The 24105-nt window shown below is 61.1% G+C and carries 24 protein-coding genes and 2 pseudogenes; 11 read left to right on the plus strand and 15 right to left on the minus strand.

Features of this window, described 5'->3' with window-relative positions; translation table 11 throughout:
• The first annotated feature begins 53 nt into the window (after positions 1-53).
• A complete protein-coding gene (elbB, locus tag J2Y90_RS04805; RefSeq protein WP_253497053.1) occupies positions 54-722 on the plus strand; it encodes an isoprenoid biosynthesis glyoxalase ElbB in 669 nt (222 codons plus the stop codon).
• A gap of 103 nt (positions 723-825) precedes the next feature.
• On the opposite strand, the gene J2Y90_RS04810 is transcribed toward elbB, so the two are convergent.
• A complete protein-coding gene (locus J2Y90_RS04810) occupies positions 826-1281 on the minus strand; it encodes a YaiI/YqxD family protein (protein ID WP_064364673.1) in 456 nt (151 codons plus the stop codon).
• Between the two features lie 102 nt (positions 1282-1383).
• Positions 1384-3282, minus strand: a complete 1899-nt coding sequence (locus tag J2Y90_RS04815; RefSeq protein WP_253497056.1) for an FTR1 family protein — start codon at positions 3280-3282, stop codon at positions 1384-1386.
• A 169-nt stretch (positions 3283-3451) separates the two neighbouring features.
• Between J2Y90_RS04815 and J2Y90_RS04820 the strand changes: the two genes are divergently transcribed.
• The 5 genes from J2Y90_RS04820 to J2Y90_RS04840 all read left to right on the plus strand — a co-directional run bounded on the left by J2Y90_RS04820 (position 3452) and on the right by J2Y90_RS04840 (position 8214).
• Positions 3452-4855, plus strand: coding sequence for a COG3014 family protein (locus J2Y90_RS04820; protein ID WP_253497059.1), 1404 nt, complete (start codon positions 3452-3454; stop codon positions 4853-4855).
• Positions 4856-5060: 205 nt separating this feature from the next.
• A complete protein-coding gene (locus J2Y90_RS04825) occupies positions 5061-6455 on the plus strand; it encodes a COG3014 family protein (protein WP_253497062.1) in 1395 nt (464 codons plus the stop codon).
• Between the two features lie 16 nt (positions 6456-6471).
• Positions 6472-6843: a YcfL family protein gene (locus J2Y90_RS04830; protein WP_016772611.1), complete on the plus strand. Its 372-nt coding sequence runs from the start codon at positions 6472-6474 to the stop codon at positions 6841-6843.
• Between the two features lie 36 nt (positions 6844-6879).
• Positions 6880-7467 (plus strand): penicillin-binding protein activator LpoB, encoded by a 588-nt coding sequence (lpoB, locus tag J2Y90_RS04835; RefSeq protein ID WP_039757415.1) that lies wholly within the window; start codon positions 6880-6882, stop codon positions 7465-7467.
• A 3-nt stretch (positions 7468-7470) separates the two neighbouring features.
• The gene (locus J2Y90_RS04840; protein ID WP_253497065.1) at positions 7471-8214 is read left to right on the plus strand and encodes a penicillin-binding protein activator LpoB; all 744 of its coding nucleotides are present in this window, start codon (positions 7471-7473) and stop codon (positions 8212-8214) included.
• A gap of 59 nt (positions 8215-8273) precedes the next feature.
• On the opposite strand, the gene rhtB is transcribed toward J2Y90_RS04840, so the two are convergent.
• From rhtB to J2Y90_RS04855, 3 genes are all read right to left on the minus strand, one after another.
• Positions 8274-8906 carry a homoserine/homoserine lactone efflux protein gene (gene rhtB, locus J2Y90_RS04845; protein WP_253497068.1) on the minus strand — a complete coding sequence of 211 codons (633 nt, stop codon included), beginning with the start codon at positions 8904-8906 and terminating at the stop codon, positions 8274-8276.
• Between the two features lie 167 nt (positions 8907-9073).
• Positions 9074-9655: a mechanosensitive ion channel family protein gene (locus J2Y90_RS04850; RefSeq protein ID WP_024014760.1), complete on the minus strand. Its 582-nt coding sequence runs from the start codon at positions 9653-9655 to the stop codon at positions 9074-9076.
• The gene (locus J2Y90_RS04855) at positions 9655-11565 is read right to left on the minus strand and encodes an ATP-binding cassette domain-containing protein (protein WP_253497071.1); all 1911 of its coding nucleotides are present in this window, start codon (positions 11563-11565) and stop codon (positions 9655-9657) included. The genes J2Y90_RS04850 and J2Y90_RS04855 overlap by 1 nt, the downstream gene beginning before the upstream one ends.
• A gap of 50 nt (positions 11566-11615) precedes the next feature.
• Between J2Y90_RS04855 and J2Y90_RS04860 the strand changes: the two genes are divergently transcribed.
• A complete protein-coding gene (locus J2Y90_RS04860; RefSeq protein ID WP_253497074.1) occupies positions 11616-12077 on the plus strand; it encodes a TIGR02444 family protein in 462 nt (153 codons plus the stop codon).
• Here the strand turns inward: J2Y90_RS04860 and J2Y90_RS04865 are convergent.
• A complete protein-coding gene (locus J2Y90_RS04865) occupies positions 12074-13282 on the minus strand; it encodes an AlgP family protein (protein ID WP_253497078.1) in 1209 nt (402 codons plus the stop codon). The genes J2Y90_RS04860 and J2Y90_RS04865 overlap by 4 nt on opposite strands.
• Positions 13283-13473: 191 nt before the next feature.
• Here J2Y90_RS04865 and J2Y90_RS04870 point away from each other — a divergent pair, with 191 nt between their 5' ends.
• Positions 13474-14139: an FKBP-type peptidyl-prolyl cis-trans isomerase gene (locus J2Y90_RS04870; RefSeq protein ID WP_253497081.1), complete on the plus strand. Its 666-nt coding sequence runs from the start codon at positions 13474-13476 to the stop codon at positions 14137-14139.
• Positions 14140-14196: 57 nt separating this feature from the next.
• On the opposite strand, the gene J2Y90_RS04875 is transcribed toward J2Y90_RS04870, so the two are convergent.
• The 8 genes and pseudogenes from J2Y90_RS04875 to J2Y90_RS04910 form a co-directional block, all read right to left on the minus strand.
• Positions 14197-14655, minus strand: a complete 459-nt coding sequence (locus J2Y90_RS04875) for an Rsd/AlgQ family anti-sigma factor (protein WP_016772602.1) — start codon at positions 14653-14655, stop codon at positions 14197-14199.
• 181 nt (positions 14656-14836) lie between these two features.
• Positions 14837-15388, minus strand: coding sequence for a disulfide bond formation protein B (locus tag J2Y90_RS04880; protein ID WP_253497085.1), 552 nt, complete (start codon positions 15386-15388; stop codon positions 14837-14839).
• A 217-nt stretch (positions 15389-15605) separates the two neighbouring features.
• On the minus strand, positions 15606-16844 hold the full coding sequence (locus tag J2Y90_RS04885) for a heme biosynthesis protein HemY (RefSeq protein ID WP_253497088.1): 1239 nt from the start codon (positions 16842-16844) through the stop codon (positions 15606-15608).
• The gene (locus tag J2Y90_RS04890) at positions 16841-17983 is read right to left on the minus strand and encodes a uroporphyrinogen-III C-methyltransferase (RefSeq protein WP_253505059.1); all 1143 of its coding nucleotides are present in this window, start codon (positions 17981-17983) and stop codon (positions 16841-16843) included. The genes J2Y90_RS04885 and J2Y90_RS04890 overlap by 4 nt, the downstream gene beginning before the upstream one ends.
• Before the next feature lie 36 nt (positions 17984-18019).
• Positions 18020-18766 (minus strand): annotated as a pseudogene (locus tag J2Y90_RS04895) (uroporphyrinogen-III synthase); the annotation flags it as partial.
• Positions 18763-19704 (minus strand): hydroxymethylbilane synthase, encoded by a 942-nt coding sequence (gene hemC, locus J2Y90_RS04900; RefSeq protein WP_253497091.1) that lies wholly within the window; start codon positions 19702-19704, stop codon positions 18763-18765. The pseudogene J2Y90_RS04895 and the gene hemC, both read right to left, overlap by 4 nt.
• Positions 19705-19841: 137 nt before the next feature.
• Positions 19842-20588 (minus strand): LytR/AlgR family response regulator transcription factor, encoded by a 747-nt coding sequence (locus J2Y90_RS04905; protein WP_253497094.1) that lies wholly within the window; start codon positions 20586-20588, stop codon positions 19842-19844.
• Positions 20585-20737, minus strand: a pseudogene (locus J2Y90_RS04910) (sensor histidine kinase); the annotation flags it as partial. The pseudogene J2Y90_RS04910 and the gene J2Y90_RS04905, both read right to left, overlap by 4 nt.
• Positions 20738-21057: 320 nt before the next feature.
• Between J2Y90_RS04910 and argH the strand changes: the two are divergent.
• Entirely contained in the window at positions 21058-22452 is a 1395-nt protein-coding gene (gene argH, locus J2Y90_RS04915) for an argininosuccinate lyase (RefSeq protein ID WP_253497096.1), read from the plus strand.
• A gap of 128 nt (positions 22453-22580) precedes the next feature.
• Here the strand turns inward: argH and J2Y90_RS04920 are convergent, their stop codons facing one another.
• Entirely contained in the window at positions 22581-23240 is a 660-nt protein-coding gene (locus tag J2Y90_RS04920) for a glutathione S-transferase (RefSeq protein WP_253497099.1), read from the minus strand.
• 123 nt (positions 23241-23363) lie between these two features.
• Here J2Y90_RS04920 and J2Y90_RS04925 point away from each other — a divergent pair, with 123 nt between their 5' ends.
• Both J2Y90_RS04925 and J2Y90_RS04930 read left to right on the plus strand, forming a co-directional pair.
• Entirely contained in the window at positions 23364-23654 is a 291-nt protein-coding gene (locus J2Y90_RS04925; protein WP_253497102.1) for a hypothetical protein, read from the plus strand.
• Positions 23655-23850: 196 nt separating this feature from the next.
• Positions 23851-24096, plus strand: a complete 246-nt coding sequence (locus tag J2Y90_RS04930) for a TIGR02647 family protein (protein ID WP_003229392.1) — start codon at positions 23851-23853, stop codon at positions 24094-24096.
• Positions 24097-24105: the final 9 nt, after the last annotated feature.

Genomic DNA, 24105 nt, shown 5'->3' on the forward strand with positions numbered 1-24105 from the left:
CAACGCGCGACAATTTAAGGGACATTGAGCGCCATGAATCTGGAGAGAAGCCCATGAGCAAAAAAGTTGCAGTGATCCTGTCCGGCAGTGGCGTGTACGACGGCGCCGAAATCCAGGAAAGTGTCATCACCCTGTTGCGCCTCGACCAGCGCGGCGCTCAGGTACAGTGCTTTGCGCCGAACATTGCGCAATTGCATGTGATCAACCACCTGACGGGCGAAGAAATGCCCGAATCGCGCAATGTGCTGGTGGAATCAGCGCGGATTGCCCGGGGCAACGTCAAGGATTTGCGCGACGCCGACGTCGAAGACTTCGACGCGCTGATCGTGCCGGGCGGTTTCGGCGCGGCGAAGAACCTGTCGAACTTCGCCATCGAAGGCGCCGGCTGCACCGTGCAACCTGAAGTGCTGGCCCTGGCCGAAGCATTTGCCGAAGCGGGCAAACCGGTCGGGCTGATCTGCATCTCCCCGGCGCTGGCGGCAAAAATCTACGGCCCTGGGGTGACCTGCACCATCGGTAATGACGCCGACACCGCTGCGGCCATGAACAAGATGGGCGCCACCCACGAAGAGTGCGCCGTCACCGAAATCGTCGAAGACAAGGCCCGCAAACTGGTGACCACCCCGGCGTACATGCTGGCGCAGACCATCAGTGAAGCGGCTTCGGGGATCAACAAACTGGTCGACCGCGTGCTCGAGCTGACCCACGAAAACGACGCTTGAATCAAAAGATCGCAGCCTTCGGCAGCTCCTACAGGTTTCGTGTCGCGCCGTGATATTGCGGCATACACCGTCCCTGTAGGAGCTGCCGCAGGCTGCGATCTTTTCAGGGCTTGCGGATGAGCCGAGTCAGAATCCGGTCCAAAGCATTGGCAAACGCCTGCTTCTCACGCTCGCCAAACGGTGCCGGTCCGCCGCTCATCTGGCCCTGCTCCCTGAGATCGGTAAACAGATTCCGCACCGCCAGACGCTCGCCCATGTTCTGCGCATCGAACTCCTTGCCGCGCGGATCCAGCGCTGCCACGCCCTTCTTCACCAGCCGATCGGCCAATGGAATATCGCTGCAGATCACCAGCTCGCCCGGCACGGCGTGCTCGACCAGATAATCATCCGCCGCATCCGGCCCGCTCGGCACCACGATCAGTTTGACGATGGCCAGCCCCGGCTTGATCTGCGGCTGCCCGGCCACCAGCACCACTTCGAACTGGCGCTTGAGGGCGAACTTCACCACCAGATCCTTCGCCGCCCGTGGACAGGCGTCGGCATCGATCCATACACGCATGTTCTTGCCTCCAAAAAATTCGCGAGCAGGCTCGCTCCCGCAGGATAAACACCGACCCTGTGGGAGCGAGCCTGCTCGCGAATATGAGCGCAGCGAATGCCCTTATGCAGCCGAAACCCGGCGCCTCTCCGCTACCCAACTCCGCCCATACAACACCACAATCGCCACGATCGCCACCGCCTGCGCAATCAGCGAATAAGCATCGGCATGAATCCCCAACCAGTCGAATTCAAAAAACGCCACCGGCCGTGTGCCGAAAATCCCGGCTTCCTGCAAGGCCTTCACGCCGTGCCCGGCGAAGACCACCGACAACGCGCACAGCAGCGCGGCGTTGATGCTGAAGAACAAGGTCAGCGGCAGTTTCGCCGAACCGCGCAGAATCACCCACGCCAGGCCGACCAGCAAAACCAAAGCGGTCGCGCCCCCGGCCAGCACGGCGTTGTGTCCGGCAGGCCCGGCCTGCAGCCACAGGGTTTCGTAGAACAGGATCACCTCGAACAATTCGCGATACACCGAGAAAAACGCGAGGATCGCGAAGCCGAAACGTCCACCGCCGCCGACCAGGCTGCTCTTGATGTAATCCTGCCAGGCCGCCGCGTGACGGCGGTCATGCATCCACACGCCGAGCCACAGCACCATGACACTGGCAAACAGCGCCGTGGCGCCTTCCAGCAACTCACGCTGCGAACCGCTGACATCGATGACATACGCCGCCAGCGCCCAGGTGCCCAAGCCCGCCAGCAACGCCAGCCCCCAACCCACGTTGACGCTGCGCACCGCCGATTGCTGGCCGGTGTTGCGCAGGAAGGCGAGGATCGCCGCCAGCACCAGGATCGCTTCCAGGCCTTCGCGCAGCAGAATCAGCAGGCCGGAGATATAACTCAGCGACCAGCTCAAGCCATCGCTGCCCAACAGGCCGGCGGATTCCTTGAGTTTGGCCTTGGCTGCGTCCAGACGCTGCTCGGCCTGTTCGACCGGCAGACCGTCCTGCAGCGACTGCCGGTACGCCATCAGCGATTTTTCGGTGTCCTTGCGCACGTTGGCATCGACGTTGTCCAGCGAGCTTTCCACCAGTTCGAAGCCCTCCAGGTACGCCGCTACTGACAGGTCATAGGCCTGATCGTGCTCACCGGCGCGATAGGCCGCGAGGCTCTTGTCCAGGGTGGCGGCGGTGTAATCGAGCAACTGCGCCGGGCCGCGCTTGACCTGCGGCGGTTGCGCGCGTTGGGCACGGAAAGTCGCGGCAACCTCTGCGCCCTCAGCCGCCTGCACTTCGGCCGGGGTCTGGCGGGCCAGGTCGGCGATGTTGTAGACCTTGTCGGACTTGGCCGCTGCCGCATCGGCACTGAAGCCGGCGATGTAGGTGGCCAGATCCCAGCGCTGACGATCATCGAGCTGATCGGCAAACGCCGGCATGTCGGTGCCTTCGACGCCTTGGCCGAGGGTGCTGTAGATCGCGTACAGGCTCAGGTGATCCATGCGCGCTGCGTCGCGCAGGTTGGCTGGCGCGGGGTTCAGGCCTACGCCGGCCGGGCCATCGCCGGCACCTGTGTCGCCGTGGCATACCGAGCAGTTCTGCGCATACAACGGCGCACCGCGTGTCGGGTCCGGGGTGATGATCGGCGCCTGGCTGACTTCATACGCCACAGCCAGCTTCGCTCCCAGCTGCCGGGCCTGACGCGCGACATCCGCGCCGTCCTGCTTCGCACTGATCGCGGCGCGCAAAGACTCGACGCCCTGCTCCAGTGCGGCTTTTTCCGCTTTGGCTGGCAATGCAGTGATCAAGCCTTGCAGAACCTGGGTGAATTCCAGCTGTTCGCGGTATTCGCCGTCGTCAATGACTTTGCCTGCCGCGACCGTCGGCGGGTAATCGGCACTGATGTAATCGAGCAGGTGCAACGCTTGCGGCGCGCCTTCCACGGTATCGGCCAGCAGCGGCAGGCTGCTCAGCGACAACAACGGGAACAGCAGCCAGGCCAGCAATCGGGACGAGGCAGTCATGAACGAATCTCAAATGGAAATGCGAAGTTACATATTGTTCACTTCGCAGACGTTTCTCTCAAGCTTTGTCGCCACCGGAGGGTAATGATTTATAACGTCGAAGCACTGTGCCACCATCGGCGCCGATAACGAAAAAGCTCCCGCCTTACTCAAGGAAGATCTGTTCCCAATGCGCCATTCCCTGCTGCTTCCTCTGCTGCTGACCGCCCTTACGCAACTGGCCGGTTGCGCGGCTTATCGCAATTACGATCTGGAACTGGAACAGACCACCGAGCAATTGAAGCGCGGCAACGTTGCCGGCTCCCTGGGGCTGATCGAGGCGCATAACCCGGACGAGCAGAAGGATCTGCTCTATTTCTTCGAGAAAGGCGCGGTGTTGAGTGCAGGCGGTGAACTGCCACAAAGCCAGGCGGCATGGCGCAGTGCCGAACAAATGGTGATCGAGCGCCAGGACACCATTGAAACCACCGGCGACAAGCTGTTGGCCGCCATGGGTAATCACTGGGGCAGCATCATCAATGACAAGCTGCGCCGCTACGACGGCTATGACTATGAAAAGGTCATGCTGACCACGCAGATGGCCCTCAACCAACTGGCGGTGAATGATTTCGACGGTGCCCGCGCCGACATCAGGAAAACCCATGAGCGCGAAGCCCTGATCGCCCGACAGCGCGAGCTTGAATATGAGCGCGTCGAAGAGGCCGCGAAAAAGCAGGGCGTGCGCGTGCACTACAAGGATCTGCAGGGCTATCCGGTGGTGATGCTGGACGCGCCGGCGGTGATTGCCTTGAAGAACGGTTACCAGAGCGCGTTCAGTCACTATCTCGCCGGGTTCACCTATGAAGCACTCGGAGAAAAGAACCTCGCCGCGCCCGGCTATCGTCAGGCCATCGAGCTGCGTCCGGACCTGCCGTTCTTCCAGCAAGCCTTGCGCGACCTCGACAGTCCCGGCCTCAAGGGTGACGACAGCGATGTGCTGATCATCGTGCAAAGCGGCCTTGCACCCGCGCGCAGTTCGCTGCGTGTGCCGTACCCGGTGAAGCTGGCTGACGGTCAGGTCATTGTCGCCAACATTTCGTTTCCGGTGATGGTGCCCGACACTTCGACACCGTCGTTCAATCAGATTGGCATCGATGGCCGGCAGAACAGACTTATCGCGGTCAACAGCATCACCGACATGTCCTTGCGTACGCTGCGCGATGACATGCCCGGCATTATCCAGCGCACGACTTACCGAGCCTTTCTGGCAGCGGATGTGCAGGCCACCGACAACCGACGCGACCCGAGCAAAGCATCGTACGTGACCCATTGGGATGGGTTCGAGCAGGCCGATACGCGTAGCTGGCGGACACTGCCCAACCTGACTCAGGTGCTGCGCCTGCGCCTGAACAAAGGCGAACACGCGATCACCCTGCCCCACCTCACCAACGCCGCACCGCTGAAGATCCGGATTGATCAGAACCGCCAGGTCATCATCCTGCGCGCCCTCGGCGATCGGGTTTTCGCCAATGGCAGCGCTTTTCGGCATGCCGAGACAGTTGCCAAACCCGTAGTGAACAACATGACGAAGTGATAGCACTGACATTTATTAAGCCACTAAAAAGACATTACATAGCCATCACCCCGCGCTTATAATGCCGCGCCCTCGCCCAGCGAGCCGGCATGAAAGCTCCTCACGCATGAGGAATTGGCAGGAGGCCAGCGCCGCCGTCGATAGGTCACACCAGCCCGACCAGCACACGCGGCTGCAAGTTTTGTTACTCAGGGAAGAAGTACCCATGGCATTCCGCGCTCCCATGCTGCTCGCGCTCAGCGCCGTCACGCTGTTGTCCGGCTGCGCAGCGTTTCGCAACTACGATTCCGAACTGGCCCAGACCAACCAGCAATTGGCTTCCGGCAACGTCGACGCTGCGCTGACCCTGCTGGAAAAGAACAACACCGGCACCGACAAAGACCTGCTCTATTACTTCGAGAAAGGCGAACTGCTGCGCGCCAAGGGCGATCTGTCGGGCAGCCAGAACGCCTGGGGCAGCGCCGATCAGGTGGTCGGTCGTTGGGAAGACGCGGTCAAGCTCGACTCGGCCAAGTACCTGGCGCAGTTCGGCAGCTTCATCGTCAACGACAAGGTGCGTCGCTACGAAGGCTATGACTACGAGAAAGTCATGCTGACCACGCAGATGGCCCTGAACCTGTTGGCGGTCAACGATTTCGATGGCGCCCGCACGGCGATCAAAAAGACCCACGAACGTGAAGCGGTGATTGCCGACCTGCGCGACAAGGAATACCTCAAGAGCGAAGAACAGGCCGAGAAAGAAGGCATCAAGACCCAGTACAAGGATCTGCAGGGTTATCCGGTGGCCAGCCTCGACGCGCCGGAAGTGGTCGGCCTGAAAAACAGCTACCAGAGTGCGTTCAGCCATTACCTGGCCGGTTTCGTTTACGAAGCTCTGGGCGAGAAAGATCTGGCCGCGCCGGGTTATCGCAAGGCTGCCGAATTGCGCCCGAACACGCCGCTGCTCGAACAGGCGCTGGTCAATCTCGACAAGCCTTCGAAGTCCGACGACAGCGACATTCTCATCGTCGTGCAAAGCGGTCTGGCGCCAGCGCGCGACTCGATTCGCGTACCGCTGCCGCTGCCGATTTCCAACAACGTGGTGATCACTCCGCTGTCGTTCCCGATCATCAAACCGGACACCTCCACCGCGCCGTTTGCGCAGATCGGCGTCGACGGCAAGCAGGTCGACCTGACCGCACTCAACAGCACCACCGCCATGTCCCGCCGCGCCCTGCGCGATGACATGCCCGGGATCATCGTGCGCACCACCGTACGCGCAATCACCAAAGGCGTGGCGCAGAAGCAGATCAACGAAACCAACCCGCTGGCCGGTCTTGCCGTAGGCATTTCTTCAGCGGTGCTCGAAGGCGCCGATACCCGTACATGGCGCACCTTGCCGGACAACACCCAAGTGGTGCGTCTGCGCCTGAAAAAAGGTGAGCATCAGGTTACCCTCCCGAGCGCCGTGGGCGGCTCGGTGGTCAAGGTCACCGTCGATCAGCGTTATCAAGTGGTCAGCCTGCGTGCCGTGGGCAACCAGGTATTCGCCGGTGGCATCGCCGCTCACGTAATGCCGAGCGCTGCCGCGACCAACGTCGCCAGCCTCAAACAACCTTAAGAACGGAGTCTTTGCAATGCGCTTGAAGATCATCGCCGTCGCCGCCCTAGCCTTGCTGGCAGGCTGCGCCACCCCGCCACCGCCTGAGCCGGGCAGCGCCGCGAGCAAGGTCGTGGCCATGGGCCCGCAGAAACACATCGTTGTCGGCGCCATGCGCGTGGCTCGCGAAAACGGCTTCATGACCGTCAATGTGCAGCTGAGCAACACCCTCAACAGCAACAAGATCTTCTACTACCGCTTTGCCTGGCTTGGCGCAGAAGGTTTTCCGGTTGCCGAAGAAGAAGTCTGGAAAAGCCAGATGATGTACGGCGCCCAGACCAGCTTCATTCAGGCCATCGCCCCAACCCCGAAAGCCGTGGATTTCCGTCTGGAAATCAAGACGCCTTAAGCCCGCCACCCTATTTCTGATTGAGAGAGCTTTCTCATGTTTGCACGCTTTTCCTGCATCGCCGTCATCGCCCTGCTCGCCTCCGGTTGCGCCAACACTTCGCCGACCCTGGGCAGCAAGAACATCAGCTACGGCGACACCAAAGCGGTTGAAACCGTGACCAACGAATTCGGTTCGACCGACCTGCAAATGATCGCCGAGTCGATGACCCGCTCGCTGGCCCAGTCCGGCATCCTGCAGGGCCGTCCGGTGGTTCAGGTCTACGATGTGAAGAACAAGACCAGCGAGTACATCGACACCCGCGAAATCACCACCAGCATCAAGACCCAACTGATGAAGACCGGTGTCGCGCGCTTCGCCAGCGACAACAATGCGATGCAGAGCCAGGTCGACCAGCTCAAGCTGCAAAATCAGAGCGGTCTGTACAAGAAAAGCACCGTGGCCAAGACCGGCAACATGATCGCTGCCAAGTACCGCATCGAAGGCTCGATCAGCTCGATCGTCAAGCGCAGCAGCGATTACAAGGACGTCTTCTACAAATTCAGCCTGCAACTGATCGATGTCGAAAGCGGGCTGGCCGAGTGGATGGACGAAAAAGAGATTCGCAAAACCACGGAGCGTTAATCGATGCGCACATGGATCGGCATGATGGCCCTGGCTTGCGCGTTCAGCGCGCAGGCGGCCCCGAAAGTGGCGGTGACGGATCTGGCGTATCAGGAGCGCGTGGAGCAATACATCCACATCGTTTCAGCGCAGAGCAATCACCGCGAGAGCTACTACAGCGCCAGCGGTTCTTCGAGTTACAACGAGATCGAAGCGACCACCAGCTACATCGAACAGGGCGAATTGCGTAAATTCACCGGCGACATCAAGGGTGAAATTCTGCGTACCGGCATGTTCCAGCTGGTGCAGGGCACACCGTACACAGCCTCGTCCAAAGGCGATGTGTATGACGTGATCAAACGCATCAAGGCCGGCAATTTCAAAGGCGCCGACTACGTGCTGTTCGGCACGGTGTCCGACATCGACTTCACCCAGGACATCAACGAGCTGGCGAATACCGACAGCTATTCGGCGGTGCTGGGACTGACACTGGTGGCGGATTTCAGCCTGATCAACACCAGGACCTACGAGATCACCTCGGCCTTCACGGCGATGGGCGAAGCGCAGGACACCAAACTGGTGAACCATCGCGACATCAAGATCTCGCTCAACCGCCCTCGGGTCGTGCGCGAGGTGTCCAAAGCGTTGGGTGAAGACGTGGCCGGGCAACTGAGCATGCAGCTCGGTGGTGACGGCTACGAGCAACCGCGTGAGGCGCCGCAGCGCAATAATCTGCCGCGCGATACGGCGCCGGTGATCCTGCGCTGACTGACCGGGATAAACAAAAAAGGCGACCTGCGAGGTCGCCTTTTTTCTGCCTGAACGGTTTACACCGGCGCTTTGCGCAACGTCGCCATGAATGCCGCCGCGCCAATGAACAGCCCGGCAAAGGTGCGGTTCATGCGCTTCTGTTGCTTGGGCGTGCGCAACAGGCGCAGCACCTTCGACGCCAGCCCGGTATAGCCGGCCATGACGATCAGATCGACGACCACCATGGTCATGCCAATCACCACATACTGCATCAGCAGCGGCGCATGGGGATTGATGAACTGCGGCAGCACCGCGAGCATGAACACCAGCGCCTTGGGGTTGCTGATGTTCACCAGAAAGCCGCGAAAAACCAGCGCCAGCGGCTTGCCGATCGGCCGTACCGCGGCGTCATCGCTCATGTCCATGGGCAGCGCCCGCCATTGCTTGATCGCCAGGTAAACCAGATAGGCGACACCGAACCATTTGATCGCATGGAATGCTGTGGCCGAAGCGGTGAGCACAGCGCCAACGCCCGCGCCGACAATTGCAATCTGCACCGCCAGACCGATCTGCAGGCCCAGTGCATTCCAGTAGCCGCGCCAGAAACCGTATTGCAGACCGCTGGACATCGACGCGATGGCGCCCGCGCCCGGGGACAGGCTGATCACCCAGCAGGCGGCAAAAAATGCCAGCCATGTTTGAAGCTCCATCGCATACCTCGACTGATACTGTAACAATCCGTCAAAGCTAATGCTGTTTGGGGCTAAAAGCAAAAGATCGCAGCCTTCGGCAGCTCCTACAGGGATCGCATTCCAGATGTAGGAGCTGCCGAAGGCTCGGGCCGCGATCGGACGATCTTTTGATCTGGCTTGGAAATCTACTTCTCGAACCCGCTCGACGGAAACACATCCGTCCCGCGCCAACGCCGCACCGAGCGCTGGAAGAACAGGCTGTTCGGCACCTGCACCATGGCGCTGCCAGTGCCGAGTTCTTCAGCCTCGACCAACGTGGTGTAGAGCAGATTGATTGCGATTACCCGGCCTTTGACGCCAGGCTTGTCGGTGGTGTCCACCAGCTCGACCACATCGCCGAGGCGGAACGGTCCGACGGTGAAGATCAGAATCGCGCAGAGCAGGTTGGACAGCACGCTCCACATGGCGAAAAACGCCACCGCCGCCACCGCAACGAAACCCGACAGCGCCGTCCACAGCACCGTCGCCGAAACGCCGAGGCGCTCGAGCACGAAGAGCAGCGCGCTGCCCATGATCAGCCAGCGCAACACGCCGCGCAGCGGCATCAGCAACTGCGGCGGGAACGGATAGCGCTCACCCAGGCGAGTCAGTCCTTTGGCGACGAAACGCTGGGTCAGGTAACCCGCCAGCAGGATCAGCAGAATCTGCGCGGTGAACCATAGCGGTTCGACCCAAACGGCCGCGAAGGGCAGCTTGAAGGCTTCCATCAGGACAACGCCTCCAGCTCCGCCTGCATGCTCTCCAGGATTTCCAGCGCTTCCATCCAGGCTTCTTCCAGCTCGGCTTCACGAACCTTCAATTTGGCCTGTTCGGCGAGCAGATCACGCAATTCATTCTTGCGCGCCGGCTCGTAAATATCGCTGTCACCCAGGCTGGCATCGACCTTGGCGAGTTTCTCGTGGAGCTTGCCCAGTTCAGCTTCAAGCTTGTCGGCCTCGCGCTTGTGCGGCGCCAGTTGCTGACGCAAAGCTGCCGCCGCCTGGCGCTGAGCCTTCTTGTCGGTCTTGTCCGGATTGACCGGGGTGTTGCTGACCGGCGCATTGCGCTGACGGTATTCCACCAGCCAGCGCGCGTAGTCTTCGAGGTCGCCATCGAACTCTTCGACCTTGCCGTCGGCGACCAGATAGAAGTTGTCGGTGGTGCTCTTGAGCAAGTGCCGATCGTGAGACACCACCAGCACCGCACCGCTGAATTCCTGCAGGGCCATGGTCAGCGCCAGGCGCATTTCCAGGTCGAGGTGGTTGGTCGGTTCGTCGAGCAGCAACAGGTTCGGCCGCTCCCAGGCGATCAACGCGAGAGCCAGACGGGCCTTCTCGCCACCGGAGAAATTCAGCACCGGCTCATCGATGCGCGCGCCACGGAAGTCGAAACCGCCGAGGAAGTCACGCAGGGTCTGCTCGCGTTCGCCCGGCGCCAGGCGCTGCAAGTGCAGCAACGGGCTGGCCTTGGAATCCAGCGAGTCGAGCTGATGCTGGGCGAAGTAGCCGACCACGGTGTTTTCACCACGGGTCAGGCGCCCGGCCAACGGTTCGAGCTCGCCGGCGAGGTTCTTGATCAGCGTCGATTTACCCGCGCCGTTCGGCCCGAGCAGACCGATCCGCGCACCCGGGGTCAGCTGCAACTTGACCTTCTCGAGGATGGTCTTGTCGCCATAACCCAGGCGCGCATCGGACAGGTCGATCAATGGGCTGGAAATCTTCGTCGACTCGCGGAAGACGAAGTCGAACGGCGAATCGACGTGGGCCGCCGACAACTCTTCCATGCGCTCCAGCGCCTTGATCCGGCTCTGCGCCTGACGAGCCTTGGTCGCCTGGGCCTTGAAGCGGGCGATGTAGCTTTCCATGTGCGCACGTTGCGCCTGCTGCTTCTCATAGGCCTGTTGCTGCTGGGCCAGACGCTCGGCACGGGCGCGTTCGAACGCAGTGTAGCCGCCACGGTAGAGCGTCAGTTTGCGCTGATCGACATGCGCAACGTGATCGACCACTTCGTCGAGGAAGTCGCGGTCGTGGGAAATCAGCAGCAAGGTACCCGGATAACTCTTCAGCCACTCTTCGAGCCAGATGATCGCATCGAGGTCCAAGTGGTTGGTCGGTTCGTCGAGCAGCAGCAGATCCGACGGGCACATCAAGGCCTGCGCCAGATTCAGACGCATCCGCCAGCCACCGGAGAAATCTCCTACCTGACGATCCATCTGCTCATTGGTGAAACCGAGTCCGGCGAGCAGCTTGCGCGCCCGCGCATCGGCGGTGTAACCGTCGGCGCTATCGAGTTCGGCGTGCAGGCGCGCCAGCGCGGTGCCGTCGTGGGCCTCCTCGGCGGCGGCAAGCTCGCGCTGCACCTCGCGCAGACGCAGGTCGCCATCGAGCACATAATCGACCGCCAGGCGCTCGAGAGTATCGACCTCCTGACGCATGTGCGCGATGCGCCAGTCGGCGGGCAGCAGGCAGTCGCCCGAATCCGGGTGCAACTCGCCGCGCAGCAAGGCGAACAGGCTGGATTTGCCGGCACCGTTGGCGCCGATGAGGCCGGCTTTGTGGCCGGCGTGCAGGGTCAGCTCGGCGTCTTCTAGCAGACGTTGCGGGCCACGCTGTAAAGTCAGGTTCTGAAGTCGGATCATAATGGCGGCGGAGTCTACCAGCTTCGCTCACAACTGGCGCGAGTAGCACGATGTCCTCTGACCTGTGGAGCTTTGCCCTTGATGTCTACGCCCGGCCGGGCGTGGAAGATGCCTGCCTGCAATTGCAAACGGCGGGCGCCAATGTCTGCCTGTTGCTCTGCGGTTTGTGGCTGGAGCAGCGCGCAGTAGCCTGCGATGAACCGCGCGTGCGCCTGCTCAAGGCCCTGACTGCGCCTTGGGATATCGAAGTGGTACAACCGCTGCGAACCCTGCGCATGCAATGGAAAGCGCGGGCTGCCGATGATGCGGTGGTGGCGGGTATGCGCGAGCAGATCAAATCACTTGAGCTTGAAGCTGAGCGTACCTTGCTGTCACGGCTCGAAGGTGTGGCGCAGGAGTGGACGCGTAACGATGCAGGTGCGGTGACCTGGCTTGAAGGCTTGGCCGGCAATGCGGCCAGCCTGAACCGCGACGCGCTGCAAGTGCTGCGCGTCGCGGCAACCGGCACTTAGGAAGCGCTGGTCGGGGTGTTGCTGACGCTCGACGAAGCGGCTGGCGCTGGCGCAGTCGAAGGGGTCGAGTGAGTAGCGGAGGACGGTGCCGACGCAGCTGGAGCAGCCGGGGTAGCGGCAGTGGCAGGCTTGGCCGCTGGAGCGGTGGCCGGTTTGGTCGCGACTGGTTTGGCCGCTGCAGGCTTTTTCACCGCTGGTTTTGCGGCTGGCTTGGCAGCAGGTTTTGCCGCAGCGGTCGCAGGCTTGGCAGCAGCGGGTTTCGCAGCAGGCTTGGTGGCCGGTTTCGCGGCGGTTTTTGCCGCAGGCTTTGCCGACGATGTTGCGGCTGGTTTGGCAGCCGGTTTTACCGCCACTTTCGCAGCAGGTTTGGCGGCGGCCGGTTTAACAGCAGTTTTGGCGGCAGGCTTCGCAGCGGCGGTTTTGGCTGCAGGTTTTGCTGCTGGTTTTACCGCTGGTTTTGCCGCTGCTTTGGCAGCAGGTTTGGCGGCTGCGGTTTTCGCTGGCGCGGCTTTGGTAGCGGCCGGTTTTGCAGCTGATCTGGCAGCGGTGGTTTTCGCTGCTGGCTTGGTTGCAGCAGATTTGGCCGCCGTGGTTTTAGCCGCCGGTTTTGCCGCGCTCGCTGCAGCAGGTTTCTTCGCTGCAGTTTTCGCCAATGGCTTGGCAGCTGCTTTTACCGGCGCCTTGGCCGCTGGTTTGGCGGCGGCTCTCGCAGCAGCAGGTTTGGCCGCAGCAGTCTTCGCCGGAGCTTTGCTTGCAGCAGGTTTGGCAGCGACTTTCTTCGCTGGCGCCGCTGCCGGTTTGGCCGAGCGCGACGACAATACTTTGCCCACTGCTTCCTGAACGCGGCCAACTCCCTGGGCCAGTTTCAGGCTTTCCTGAGCATCACGCTTGAGTTGCAGAATGTAGCTGCGGGTTTCGGACTGACGATCTTTCAATGCATCGAGCAGGTCTTCGAGTTCTTTCACCGAAGCCTTGGCTTTGTTCTGCGCCTTGGCTTTGCCAGCGGTGGCGGCGTCTTGCAGTTTGGTGCGCGACTTGTGCAGTTTTTCCTGCGCTTTGCCACGCTGTTTTTCCAGCTTGGCGAGCAGTTTTTCAGCATCAGCCAAGGCTTGCGAGCAAGCGTTTTCCAAATGCTCGAGCAAGCTGCCCGACAGTTGTTGGAGTAAGTGCAACGGAGTATTTACAGGCTTCTTGGTGGCCGACATGGTTTACCTCCTGGCTGACGTGAGTGCGGCTCATACTAGACCTCTGCTGATACCGCCGCTAGGGCATGTTGACAGTATCTGCGCCGTTGCGTTGCACCGTAGCCGAAATGTTCTGCGCCGAGGAAAAAGCAGTTCACCGATGCAGACGTTCGCGCTGGCATAATCCCCGCATCTCAGGTCGGAGAGTGCCCATGTCGCGCTACTTTATTTTGTCCCTATACATGTTTTTTTCGCTGGCTCACGCCGATGAAAAAACCACGGCGAACGATGCTCATGACCTGGCTTATAGCCTCGGTGCCAGCCTGGGTGAGCGGCTGCGTCAGGAGGTGCCGCAATTGCAGATCCAGGCGCTGATCGAAGGTCTGCAACAGGCGTATCAGGGTAAGCCACTGGCGTTGAGTGAAGCGCGTATCGAACAGATTCTCGCCGACCACGAATCGCGCAATGCCGAGCAGGCCTCACGCCAATCGAGCGACGCCGCGATGGAAAACGAGCAACGCTTTCTCAGCGCAGAAAAAGCCAAGCCGGGGGTGAAGGAACTGGCCGATGGCATCCTCCTGACCGAGCTCGTTGCGGGCAATGGCGCCAAGGCCGGCCCCGACGGAAAAGTGCAGGTGCTGTATGTCGGCAAGCTGCCGGATGGCACCGTGTTCGATCAGAACAGCCAGCCGCAGTGGTTCAACCTCGACAGCGTGATCGCCGGTTGGCGCACCGCGTTGCAGAACATGCCGGTAGGGGCGAAATGGCGACTGGTGATTCCATCGGATCAGGCCTATGGCGCCGACGGTGCCGGCGACCTGATCGCGCCCTTCACGCCGCTGGTATTTGAGGTGGAACTGCGTGGTGCGACGAGCTGATCGGGCATAAAAAAACGGTGCGCTTTCGGGCGCACCGTTTTTCATGAAGGTCGTGGATCAGGCCTGAACCGGATCTTCTGCCTTGTGTGCCGTGTGCAGCACTTCGATCAGGCAGTCTTCAAGTTCGAAGCGTTCGTGCAGCAACCCCCCGAGCTCCTTGAATTTCTCTGCAACGCATTTGCCTTCATCGCACAGGTCGTTGAACGCGAGCAGCTTCTCGGTAATGACGTCGATGCGCGGGTAGATCGTTTCGGCGAGTTCCAGACCGCGCTTGTCGTTGAACGCCTTGGCTTCGCCAGTCAGCTGTTCATAGATTTCGAAGTGCCCCGCCGATACGTAATCGACCAGCACCCCACAGAACTCCTGCAAAGGCTTGCGACTCTCGGACAGCGACTCAGGCTGCGCACCGAGTTTGTCGTAGGCGCCGATCAGCTCTTCACGCTCCTGCAACCAGCGGTCGATCAGCAGATGAACCCCACCCCAACGTTCCTGAGCATTCTGACAACTTTCGAGCATGGCGATCTCTCTTCCCTTGTGGGTCATGCTGCTCTACACCCGCGCCGCTGTTCTGATTTGACTAGTGGACGATCGGGCAGAGCGTCATCGAGCAACATAAATCCAATGACACGTGCCGGCCAGATTATGCCCGCACGCCTATGGCTTCAAGGTACGCAGGAGATAAAGTTCATACAAGTGTTTAATCCCTGACCAGCGAGTGATGCGACGCTTCGTCGCTGACCGGTCGTTGCAGAGCGCTCCAGATCAGACGCAGCAACTGATAGACCGCAAGAATCGATACGCCGACAAAAAACAGCAGACTCCATTCCGGGATGCTCAAATCGAACAGCGTCCAGGAAATTTCCGCGCAATCGGCGCCACCGTTGAACATCCGTTGCAAGGCGCATATCCACGGCAACCCGCTGAAGAAGGTCTCCACCGCCGGCGTGCATTTGACCAGCTGCAGCATGGAATCACTCTGGATCAATACCTGGCGCCACGCAGCCATGGTGCCGCCCAGACTGGCGCCCAGCGCAAGCAGCCAGTAACACCACAAGCCAACGCGCCTGGGGCCGTGCACCGCTGCTACGCCACAGATGATGCACAGCAACGTGAGGAACAATCGCTGCACCAGGCACAGGCTGCATGGCGTAAGACCGATCGCGTATTCGAGATAATAGGAAGCTCCCAGAGCAAAGGCCCCCGCAATGAAAGCCATGAAGAACAAGGAGCGTGAGCAGGCCAACGACATGGCTTTTCCGTAACAGTAGAGACAGACGGTTACGGTAGAGGAAAGCGTGTCAGCCTTTCAAGGCGAGGGCCTGCCGACAGTTCACCACAGGTGTAGGGAAAACCCGACACGTTCGAGAGGAAACGATGAAGCACGCTGTAGGACTTTGCCTCAAGGAAGCAACGAAGAGGAATTTTCACTGGTTGAAAGTTCGCGAGGGAGTGACCTCCCCCGCCCTTCAGACCTTCGCCGCTACAGGCAAAGGCGCGGCCAGCAGGCGTTCGTCCAGCAGCCCCAGACCTTCCTGGAACAACTGATTGCTGCGCTCGGTATCGCCGAGCTGTGCAAGCAGACGCGCCAACTCCGCACAGGTTTCTGGATTGCGCTGTACACGCAGACTGCTTTCCAGATAATCGCGGGCCTTGCCCCACAGACTGGTTTGCAGACACAGACGCCCGAGGGTCAACAGCAGGCTTGGATCGGCCGGATGCTCCTTCAGCCAGCCTTCGGCAGTCTGCAACTGACGCGCAGGATCACTGCCACGAACCAGGCCATACAGACGAGCCAGGTGACTGTCGTACTTGCGCTTGAGTGCCGAACGCAATACTTCTTCGGCCTCGACCTGAGCGCCAAGCTGGCGCAGTTGCTCGGCATAGGCGACCACCAGGGGCGGTTCCTGACGTTGCGCCGAAGTCAGCTGCTCCCACGCACGCTTGAGCGATTGCAGCCCGACCGTGCCGTCTTCTTCGCGATGCGCGGCCAGCGACAGGTTTTCACCCCAGGCACGCCGCTCGAGTTCAGCCAGTTCTGCCGGCGGCAGCACTTTGTCCTTGCGCAACTCTGGCAGCAGACGAATCACCGCCGACCACTCGCCACGCTGCTGATACAGACGCTGCAATTGACGCAGTGTTTGTGCACTGCGTGGATGCCGTTCGTGCATTGCCTGCAACGTCACCAGTGCGCCATCGGTGTCGCCACGATCGGTCTGCAGTTGTGCATGACTCAGGGCGATCGCCAACTCGGCTTGCGGCTGACGCTCCAGTGCACGCTCGAGCAAACGATCGCTTTCTTCGTACTGGCCTTGCTCGTTCGCCGCGCGTGCGGCGCCGAGGTAGTAAAGCAGTGGCTGGCGCTCGGCTTCCGCCGCACGGGTCAAATGCCGCTGCGCACTGGCCCAGCGTCCTTCGGCCAGATCCAGTTGGCCGTGTTCGATCGCTACTTGCACGCGGCGGCTGCGATTACGCCGCGACCACGGATTGACCACCCCGGTGGAGGTCATCACCAGCTCGACCAGCACCTTGATGCCCCAGAACAGCAGCCACAGCACCGCGATCACTGCCAGCGTTGCCCACAGGCTCGACTCGTAGCGGAAGCTCTTGTACGCCACCAGCACGTAACCGGAATGCTCGGCGATCGCCAGGCCCAGCGCTGCCGTCGCGGCGATGACCAGAAACACGATTACATAGAGGCGCTTCATGGAGTCGCCTCCTGCGCCGGGTTGGCGGCAGGCTTGGCGAACGGTTTCACCGATTCTTCGGCATTGACGTTCCGCCGCTCCAGATACCCCTGCACCGCGCTCAAGGTGCCGGTCAGATCCGGAGTCTTGACGGTGACCGGTTCCTTGCTCAGCTCGCCGACCTGTTCCAGCATGACTTTGCTTTGCGGGTTGTCCGGGTTGAAATTGCCCTTGAGTACATCGCGCGCCTCGGCCAGCGCCTGGGTGTAGACCGGCGCCTGACCGTTGAGCGCCGCCCACTGCGCCTGTTCCAGCGCCAGACTCAGGGCCAGGCGCACCTGGCTCAGGCTCTGCCCGGCCAACAGCGGTTTGACGTTCTTGTCAGCGTTGAAATCGATGCGGATATAGCGCGAAACCTTGTCCCACCATTGTGCCCAGCGACTGGCGCCATCGCCGTCGGCGGTCAGGCCCAGCAGCGACTCGCCGCGATCCTTGTACTCCGGCGCCAGCTCGGTGAGATCGATGACCTGATCGCGCAGCGCGCCCAGGCGCAGGAACAGCCCGGTGCGATCCGGCTGTTCGGTGCTGCGCAAGGCGACCAGGGTTTTCGCCACTTGCTCGCGTGCGGCGAAGGAACCCGGATCATTCTGTTCCCGAAGGATTTCGTCAGCGCCCTGCACCAGCGCCTGCGCGCTACTGATGTCCTGCAATGCCGAGAGGCGCAGGCTGGCCAGGCGCAGCAAGTGCTCGGCCTCAGCCAGGCGCCAGTCCTTGCGACTGGCGCCGAGGACGGTTTCCAGTCGCTGATTGAGGCGCTGTTGATCGCCCTGCAATTGCGTCACCAGACGCTGACGCTCGGCGAGTTCGTCAGCACCGGGCAACTGCGCCAGGCGCTCGGTCAAACGTTGCTCGTTGAGCTTCAGACTCTGCGCCTGATCGTTCAACGCCTGTACCTGACTCGACTGCTGTTGCGTGTTGCTCTGCAGGTGGCGCACCTGCCAGACACCCCAGCCACCAATGGCGACACCGGCAGCGCCGAGGAGCAGGGCAACAATCGCCAGTCCATTGCCTCGGCGCGGCTCTTTGGCCGGTGGTGGAGTTTCAACCTGGGCATCGAGCGCAGGCTGGACGTCATCTTTTGGCAAGGCTGTTTCGCTCACGTATCCATCCTTTGCATTAGAAAACGGCACCGGAAATTCCCGTAACGCCGTCAGCAAAGCCGCGGCATTCGCGCCGCGGCAATCCACAACTGTTTGAGCGCCGGCGGCACGTGCCAGCTCGGCGACCCTCGGGCTTGGAACAAACAACGGCAACGGCGCGATCTGCGGCCAGGCATCGCCGGCCATCTGCCGCAGGTGCTCGAAACCCTGTCCACTGCTGACCACCAGCCCGTTCAAGCGTTCCGCTTCGATACGCCGTAGCAGCTCGTTTGGCGGGTAGGCTGGAAGGTCGCGGCGATACAACTCCAGATACTCGACACTAGCACCAAGCGCGCGCAGGCGCTCGGCAAGCAGCTCCCGACCACCCTCGCCACGCAGAATCATCACCTGCGCACCGGGTTGGCTGACCGCCTCGCGCAGACGCGGCAATTGCAGCAAGGCTTCACTGTCATCGCCATCAGCCGGGAAGTTCACATCGAGACCGTGCTCGCGCAGAATCTCTGCGGTCGCCGCGCCGACGCTGAACCACGGCATGGTCAACGGTGCCGAGCCTTCGCACTTGAGCAGATCTACCGCGATCCGCGCCGCCGGTTTGCTGACCACGATCACCGCGCTGCAGGCAGACAATCGCCTGATCGACTGACGAATACTGTCAGAGAGCGGCAGCGGAACAATGTCCAAAAGCGGCAGGCAACTGCTGAAAATCCCCTGCCCGGCCAGCTGTTCGGCCAGCGCCGCACAGTCATCCGCAGGGCGCGTCAGCAGCAGGCGCCAGCCGGTCACTCGTGACCCGCCTCGCCGTATACCGCTTTGAGAATGTCATCGGCGCCCTGCTTGAGCAGGTCTTCGGCGACCTGCACGCCCAAGGCTTCAGCATCAGCGCGCGGCGCGCGCGCTTCGGCGCTGAGCAGCTTGCCGCCGCTTGGCTCACCGACCAGACCGCGCAACCACAACTGCTCGCCTTCGAGCACCGCATAACAGGCGATCGGCACCTGGCAGCCACCGTTGAGATGTTTGTTGAGAGCACGTTCGGCGTTGACGCGCGAAGCGGTATCGGCGTGATGCAAAGGCGCGAGCAAGGCGTGGATTTCGTTATCGGCGCTGCGGCATTCGATGCCGACCGCGCCCTGGCCACCGGCCGGGAGACTGTCATCGACACTGATCGCCGAGGTGATGCGATCCTCGAAACCGAGGCGGATCAGACCGGCCGCTGCGAGGATGATCGCGTCGTACTCGCCGGCGTCGAGCTTGGCCAGACGGGTGTTGACGTTGCCGCGCAGAAAACGGATCTGCAGATCCGGGCGACGCGCCAGCAATTGGGTCTGCCGACGCAGGCTCGATGTGCCGACAACGGCACCGGTCGGCAGCGCTTCAAGACTTGCATAGGTGTTGGAGACGAATGCATCGCGCGGGTCTTCACGTTCGCAGATGCAGAACAGACCCAGGCCCTGCGGGAAGTCCATCGGCACGTCTTTCATCGAATGCACGGCGATGTCGGCCTGGTTTTCCAGCAGCGCGGTTTCCAGTTCCTTGACGAACAGGCCCTTGCCGCCGATCTTCGACAGTGGCGAGTCGAGCAGCTTGTCGCCGCGACTGACCATGGGCACCAGCGTCACCAGCAAGCCCGGATGGGCCGCTTCCAGACGGGCTTTGACGTATTCGGCCTGCCAGAGGGCCAGCGCACTTTTACGGGTGGCGATGCGGATTTCGCGAGGGGACATGGAGCAATCCGTACTGAATAGATACGGCGGATAATAACAGCTCAGTCAATTCCACTTTGACCTGAATCAGAAAACGGCGTGGCCTCCCTGGCCTGCCATGCCGGGTAAAAGAAGTGAAAAGCCCGGTGACGACCGGGTCAAAGCCCCTGCATCATCTTGCGCACGCCAGCGACATGCCGACGGCTGACAATCAGCGCATCGCCATTGAGGCCTTTGAGGAACAACTGGAAATGTCCCAGTGGTGTGCGCTGCAATCGCTCGATGCGGTCGCGGGCGACCAGCGCATTGCGGTGGATACGCACGAAGCGTTCGCCGAATTCGTCTTCGAGGGCTTTGAGGGGTTCGTCGAGCAGCACCTCGCCGGCTTCGTGACGCAGGGTCACGTATTTGTGGTCGGCGATAAAGTAGACCACCTGATCCAGCGGAATCAGCTCGATGCCTTTGCGGGTGCGCGCGCTGATGTGGCTGCGTGGGCCGTTGCCACTCTCGGCAGCGGGACGGGTCAGGGCCGAGAGTTGCGCCCGGTTGGGACGGTCGGCCCGCTTCAGGGCGTCATGCAAGTGTTCGGTTCGCACAGGTTTCACCACATAGCCCACGGCGCTGGCCTGCAGGGCTTCCACGGCAAATTCATCGGGACTGGTGCAAAACACCACGGCCGGCGGCGTCTCTCGTTCGCACAGTCGGGCAGCCACCTGCAGGCCATCGAGGCCCGGCATGCGGATATCGAGCAGCACGATATCCGGCTTGTGGCTGTCGATCAGCGCTAACGCCTCCTCGCCATTCGTGGCACTGGGCTCCAGGACTGTGTAACCCTCGAGCTCGCTCACCATACGGCTTAGGCGCTCGCGAGCCAGGGGTTCGTCATCAACGATCAGGACATTCATATTGCGCTGGATTCCTGCGTGAGTCTCGCACAAGGATAGCGTAGACAGGTGTAGTGACGTCCGTCACCGCGATCCACGCTAAGACTAGCCCGAGCGCCAAAAAGTGCCGTACGTCGGCCAGCAATATTTGCCAGCGTCCGGGTCGTACCGCTCAGAGCCCACTGTTTCCTGCGTTTCTCACGGTGGGTGACCGTTGTACAACTCACCCGCCCCCTCTTCTTATAGTCGGTGGCCGGACCTTTGCATGATCCGCATTCGCACCGACCCTTATGTCCACTGTAGACGTTCGTCGGAACGATATTGCTCAATCAAAAAATATCCTTTTGTAAATTCCTTGCAGACCGCGCCGGACATGCCTGACACATCCGCGAAAAAACCTATCGACCGGTGTCAGCGACAGGATTGGCAACCCTGTTATTATCCGCGCCAGCGTTTCACGCCATTTCTTCAAGCCGATACGAGCGAATTCATGAGCACTGACAAGACCAATCAGTCCTGGGGCGGCCGCTTCAGTGAACCCGTCGACGCCTTCGTCGCCCGCTTCACCGCCTCCGTCACTTTCGACCAGCGCCTGTATCGCCACGACATCATGGGCTCGATCGCCCACGCCACCATGCTGGCCAGGGTCGGCGTGCTGACCGATGCCGAGCGCGACAGCATCATCAATGGCCTGAACACCATTCAGGGCGAAATCGAGGCCGGCCAGTTCGACTGGCGCGTCGACCTCGAAGACGTGCACATGAACATCGAAGCACGCCTGACCGACCGCATCGGCGTCACCGGTAAAAAGCTCCACACCGGGCGCAGCCGCAACGACCAGGTCGCCACCGACATCCGCCTGTGGCTGCGTGACGAGATCGACCTGATCCTCGCCGAGATCACCCGCCTGCAAAAAGGCCTGCTGGAGCAGGCCGAACGTGAAGCGGCGAGCATCATGCCCGGCTTCACCCACCTGCAGACTGCGCAGCCAGTGACCTTCGGGCACCACATGCTGGCCTGGTTCGAAATGCTCAGCCGCGACTACGAGCGTCTGGTCGACTGCCGCAAGCGCACCAACCGCATGCCGCTGGGCAGCGCCGCGCTGGCCGGCACCACTTACCCGATCGACCGCGAATACACCGCGCAACTGCTCGGCTTCGACGCCGTCGGCGGCAACTCGCTGGACAACGTTTCCGATCGCGACTTCGCCATCGAATTCTGCTCGGCCGCGAGCATCGCGATGATGCACCTGTCGCGCTTCTCCGAAGAGCTGGTGCTGTGGACCAGCGCGCAGTTCCAGTTCATCGATCTGCCGGATCGTTTCTGCACTGGCAGCTCGATCATGCCGCAGAAGAAAAACCCTGACGTGCCCGAACTGGTACGCGGCAAGACCGGCCGCGTCTTCGGCGCGCTGATGGGCCTGCTGACCCTGATGAAAGGCCAGCCGCTGGCCTACAACAAGGACAACCAGGAAGACAAGGAACCGCTGTTCGACGCCGCCGACACCCTGCGCGATTCGCTGCGCGCTTTTGCTGACATGATCCCGGCGATCAAGCCGAAACACGCCATCATGCGCGAAGCGGCGCTGCGTGGTTTCTCCACCGCGACCGATCTGGCGGACTACCTGGTACGCCGTGGCCTGCCGTTCCGTGATTGCCACGAAATCGTTGGCCACGCGGTGAAATACGGCGTGGACACGGGCAAGGATCTGGCCGAGATGAGCCTGGAAGAACTGCGTCAGTTCAGCGATCAGATCGAGCAGGACGTGTTTGCCGTGCTGACGCTCGAAGGCTCGGTGAATGCCCGCGACCATATCGGCGGAACTGCGCCGGCGCAGGTCAAAGCCGCAGTGGCCCGCGGTCAGGCCCTGCTGGCCAGCCGCTAAAAGCTAAAAGCTTCGCGAGCAGGCTCGCTCCCACAGGGATTCTGGATGTTCACAAAATTTGTGTTCACCACCGACTCAATGTGGGAGCGAGCCTGCTCGCGAAGGCCTTCTTCAGAGCGCTATATAATTCACTTCTTGGCAGCAATCATCGCCAAAAACGCCGGCATCGCCGCGTCCTTGTCCTGCGCAATCTTCTGCACATGCGGATTCTGCTCAAGCCGTTCCAGCAAGGCTTTCGCCTGTGGCATCTCAGCGAGCAAATCGATCCCGAACAGCTTCTGCCCGACCGCACAGGCCAGCGGCACGCTGTAGAGGAAATACAGATCGGCAATGCTCAGGCTGTCACCCGCCACATACGGGGCGAACTTGCCGTGACGGCCCAACGCAGCAAAGCCCAACAGCAACTCGGACCGGGTCTTTTCCTTGATCGCCTCCGGCAACGTCACACCGAAAAACGCCTCGCCATAACAGGCACGCCCCGGCAACTCGATGTACAACTCGATCTCCTTGGCAATCGCCAACACCTGCGCGCGTTCGAAGGGATCGCTCGGCAGGAGCGGCGTGCCCTGCTGTGATTGTTCGAGGTATTCGAGGATGATCGCGGTTTCGTTGATGTAACCGGCGTCGACGCCCAGCAGCGGGACCTTGCCGCGCGGGCTGATGGCCAGTGACTCCGGGGTTTGCGTCGGATAGAAGGTCACCTCTTCGAAGGGCAGGCCTTTTTCCAGCAGCGCCAGTTTGACCATGTTGTAGTAGTTGCTGACAGCGAATCCGTAGAGCTTGAACATCACAGAGCCTCCAGGCCGTGCGGGGTGGGCAGTGCCTGTTTATAGATCGCCGGGGCGTTTCCCGCCAGCAGCATCACGCCGCTGAATGCGGGTAAACTGGCGCCTTTCCCTGAGGAGCCTGCCATGAGCGAGCCGACAGATATCGTCAACGATGACGACGAAGAAGCATTCACCGAAGCGACGCTGATCGAAGCCATCGAGAACCAGATCGAAAGTGATAACCCGCCGGCGGCGAAGGCGACGTTGAACAAGCTGACTCTGGTCGGCATCGAGCGCGAAGAAATCCTCAACCTCATGGCTCACGTACTTGCCCACGAGATTGACGCGATGCTCGATGAAGATCGCCCGTTCGACACTGAGTGGTACGAAACGGCATTGCGCGCTTTGCCAGAGCTGCCACCGGAAAAACATTAAGATCAAAAGATCGCAGCCTTCGGCAGCTCCTACACGGATCCCATGTAGGAGCTGCCGAAGGCTGCGATCTTTTTTATGCGGACTACACTGGAATTCGCCTCAAGACAAAATCCCTGATCCGAACACTGGACATGCCGCATCAGCGGGTTCACCTTAGGGGCGCTGTCGTCCAATTCCTAGAAAGTCTGGAGTCCTTATGTCGCTTACCCCTGAGTTGGTTGCCGAACTGGAAGTCCTTGCACTCTTCAACCTGGACAGTTCCCAGGAAGGTCTGAAAATTCATCAGACCGCTGCCCCGAAACACATAGCCGCCGCCAAACGCCTCTTCGAAAAAGAACTCACCGACCAGCCTGATGGCGGGTATCTGACCAGCCTTGGCCGCGATGCCGCGCAAAATGTGCAGACCGTACTGACGATTCTGAGAGAGCAGGAAACCGCCTGATTTGTTCTG

The organism is Pseudomonas koreensis (genome assembly GCF_024169245.1).
In the GTDB taxonomy this organism is placed as follows: domain Bacteria; phylum Pseudomonadota; class Gammaproteobacteria; order Pseudomonadales; family Pseudomonadaceae; genus Aquipseudomonas; species Aquipseudomonas koreensis_F.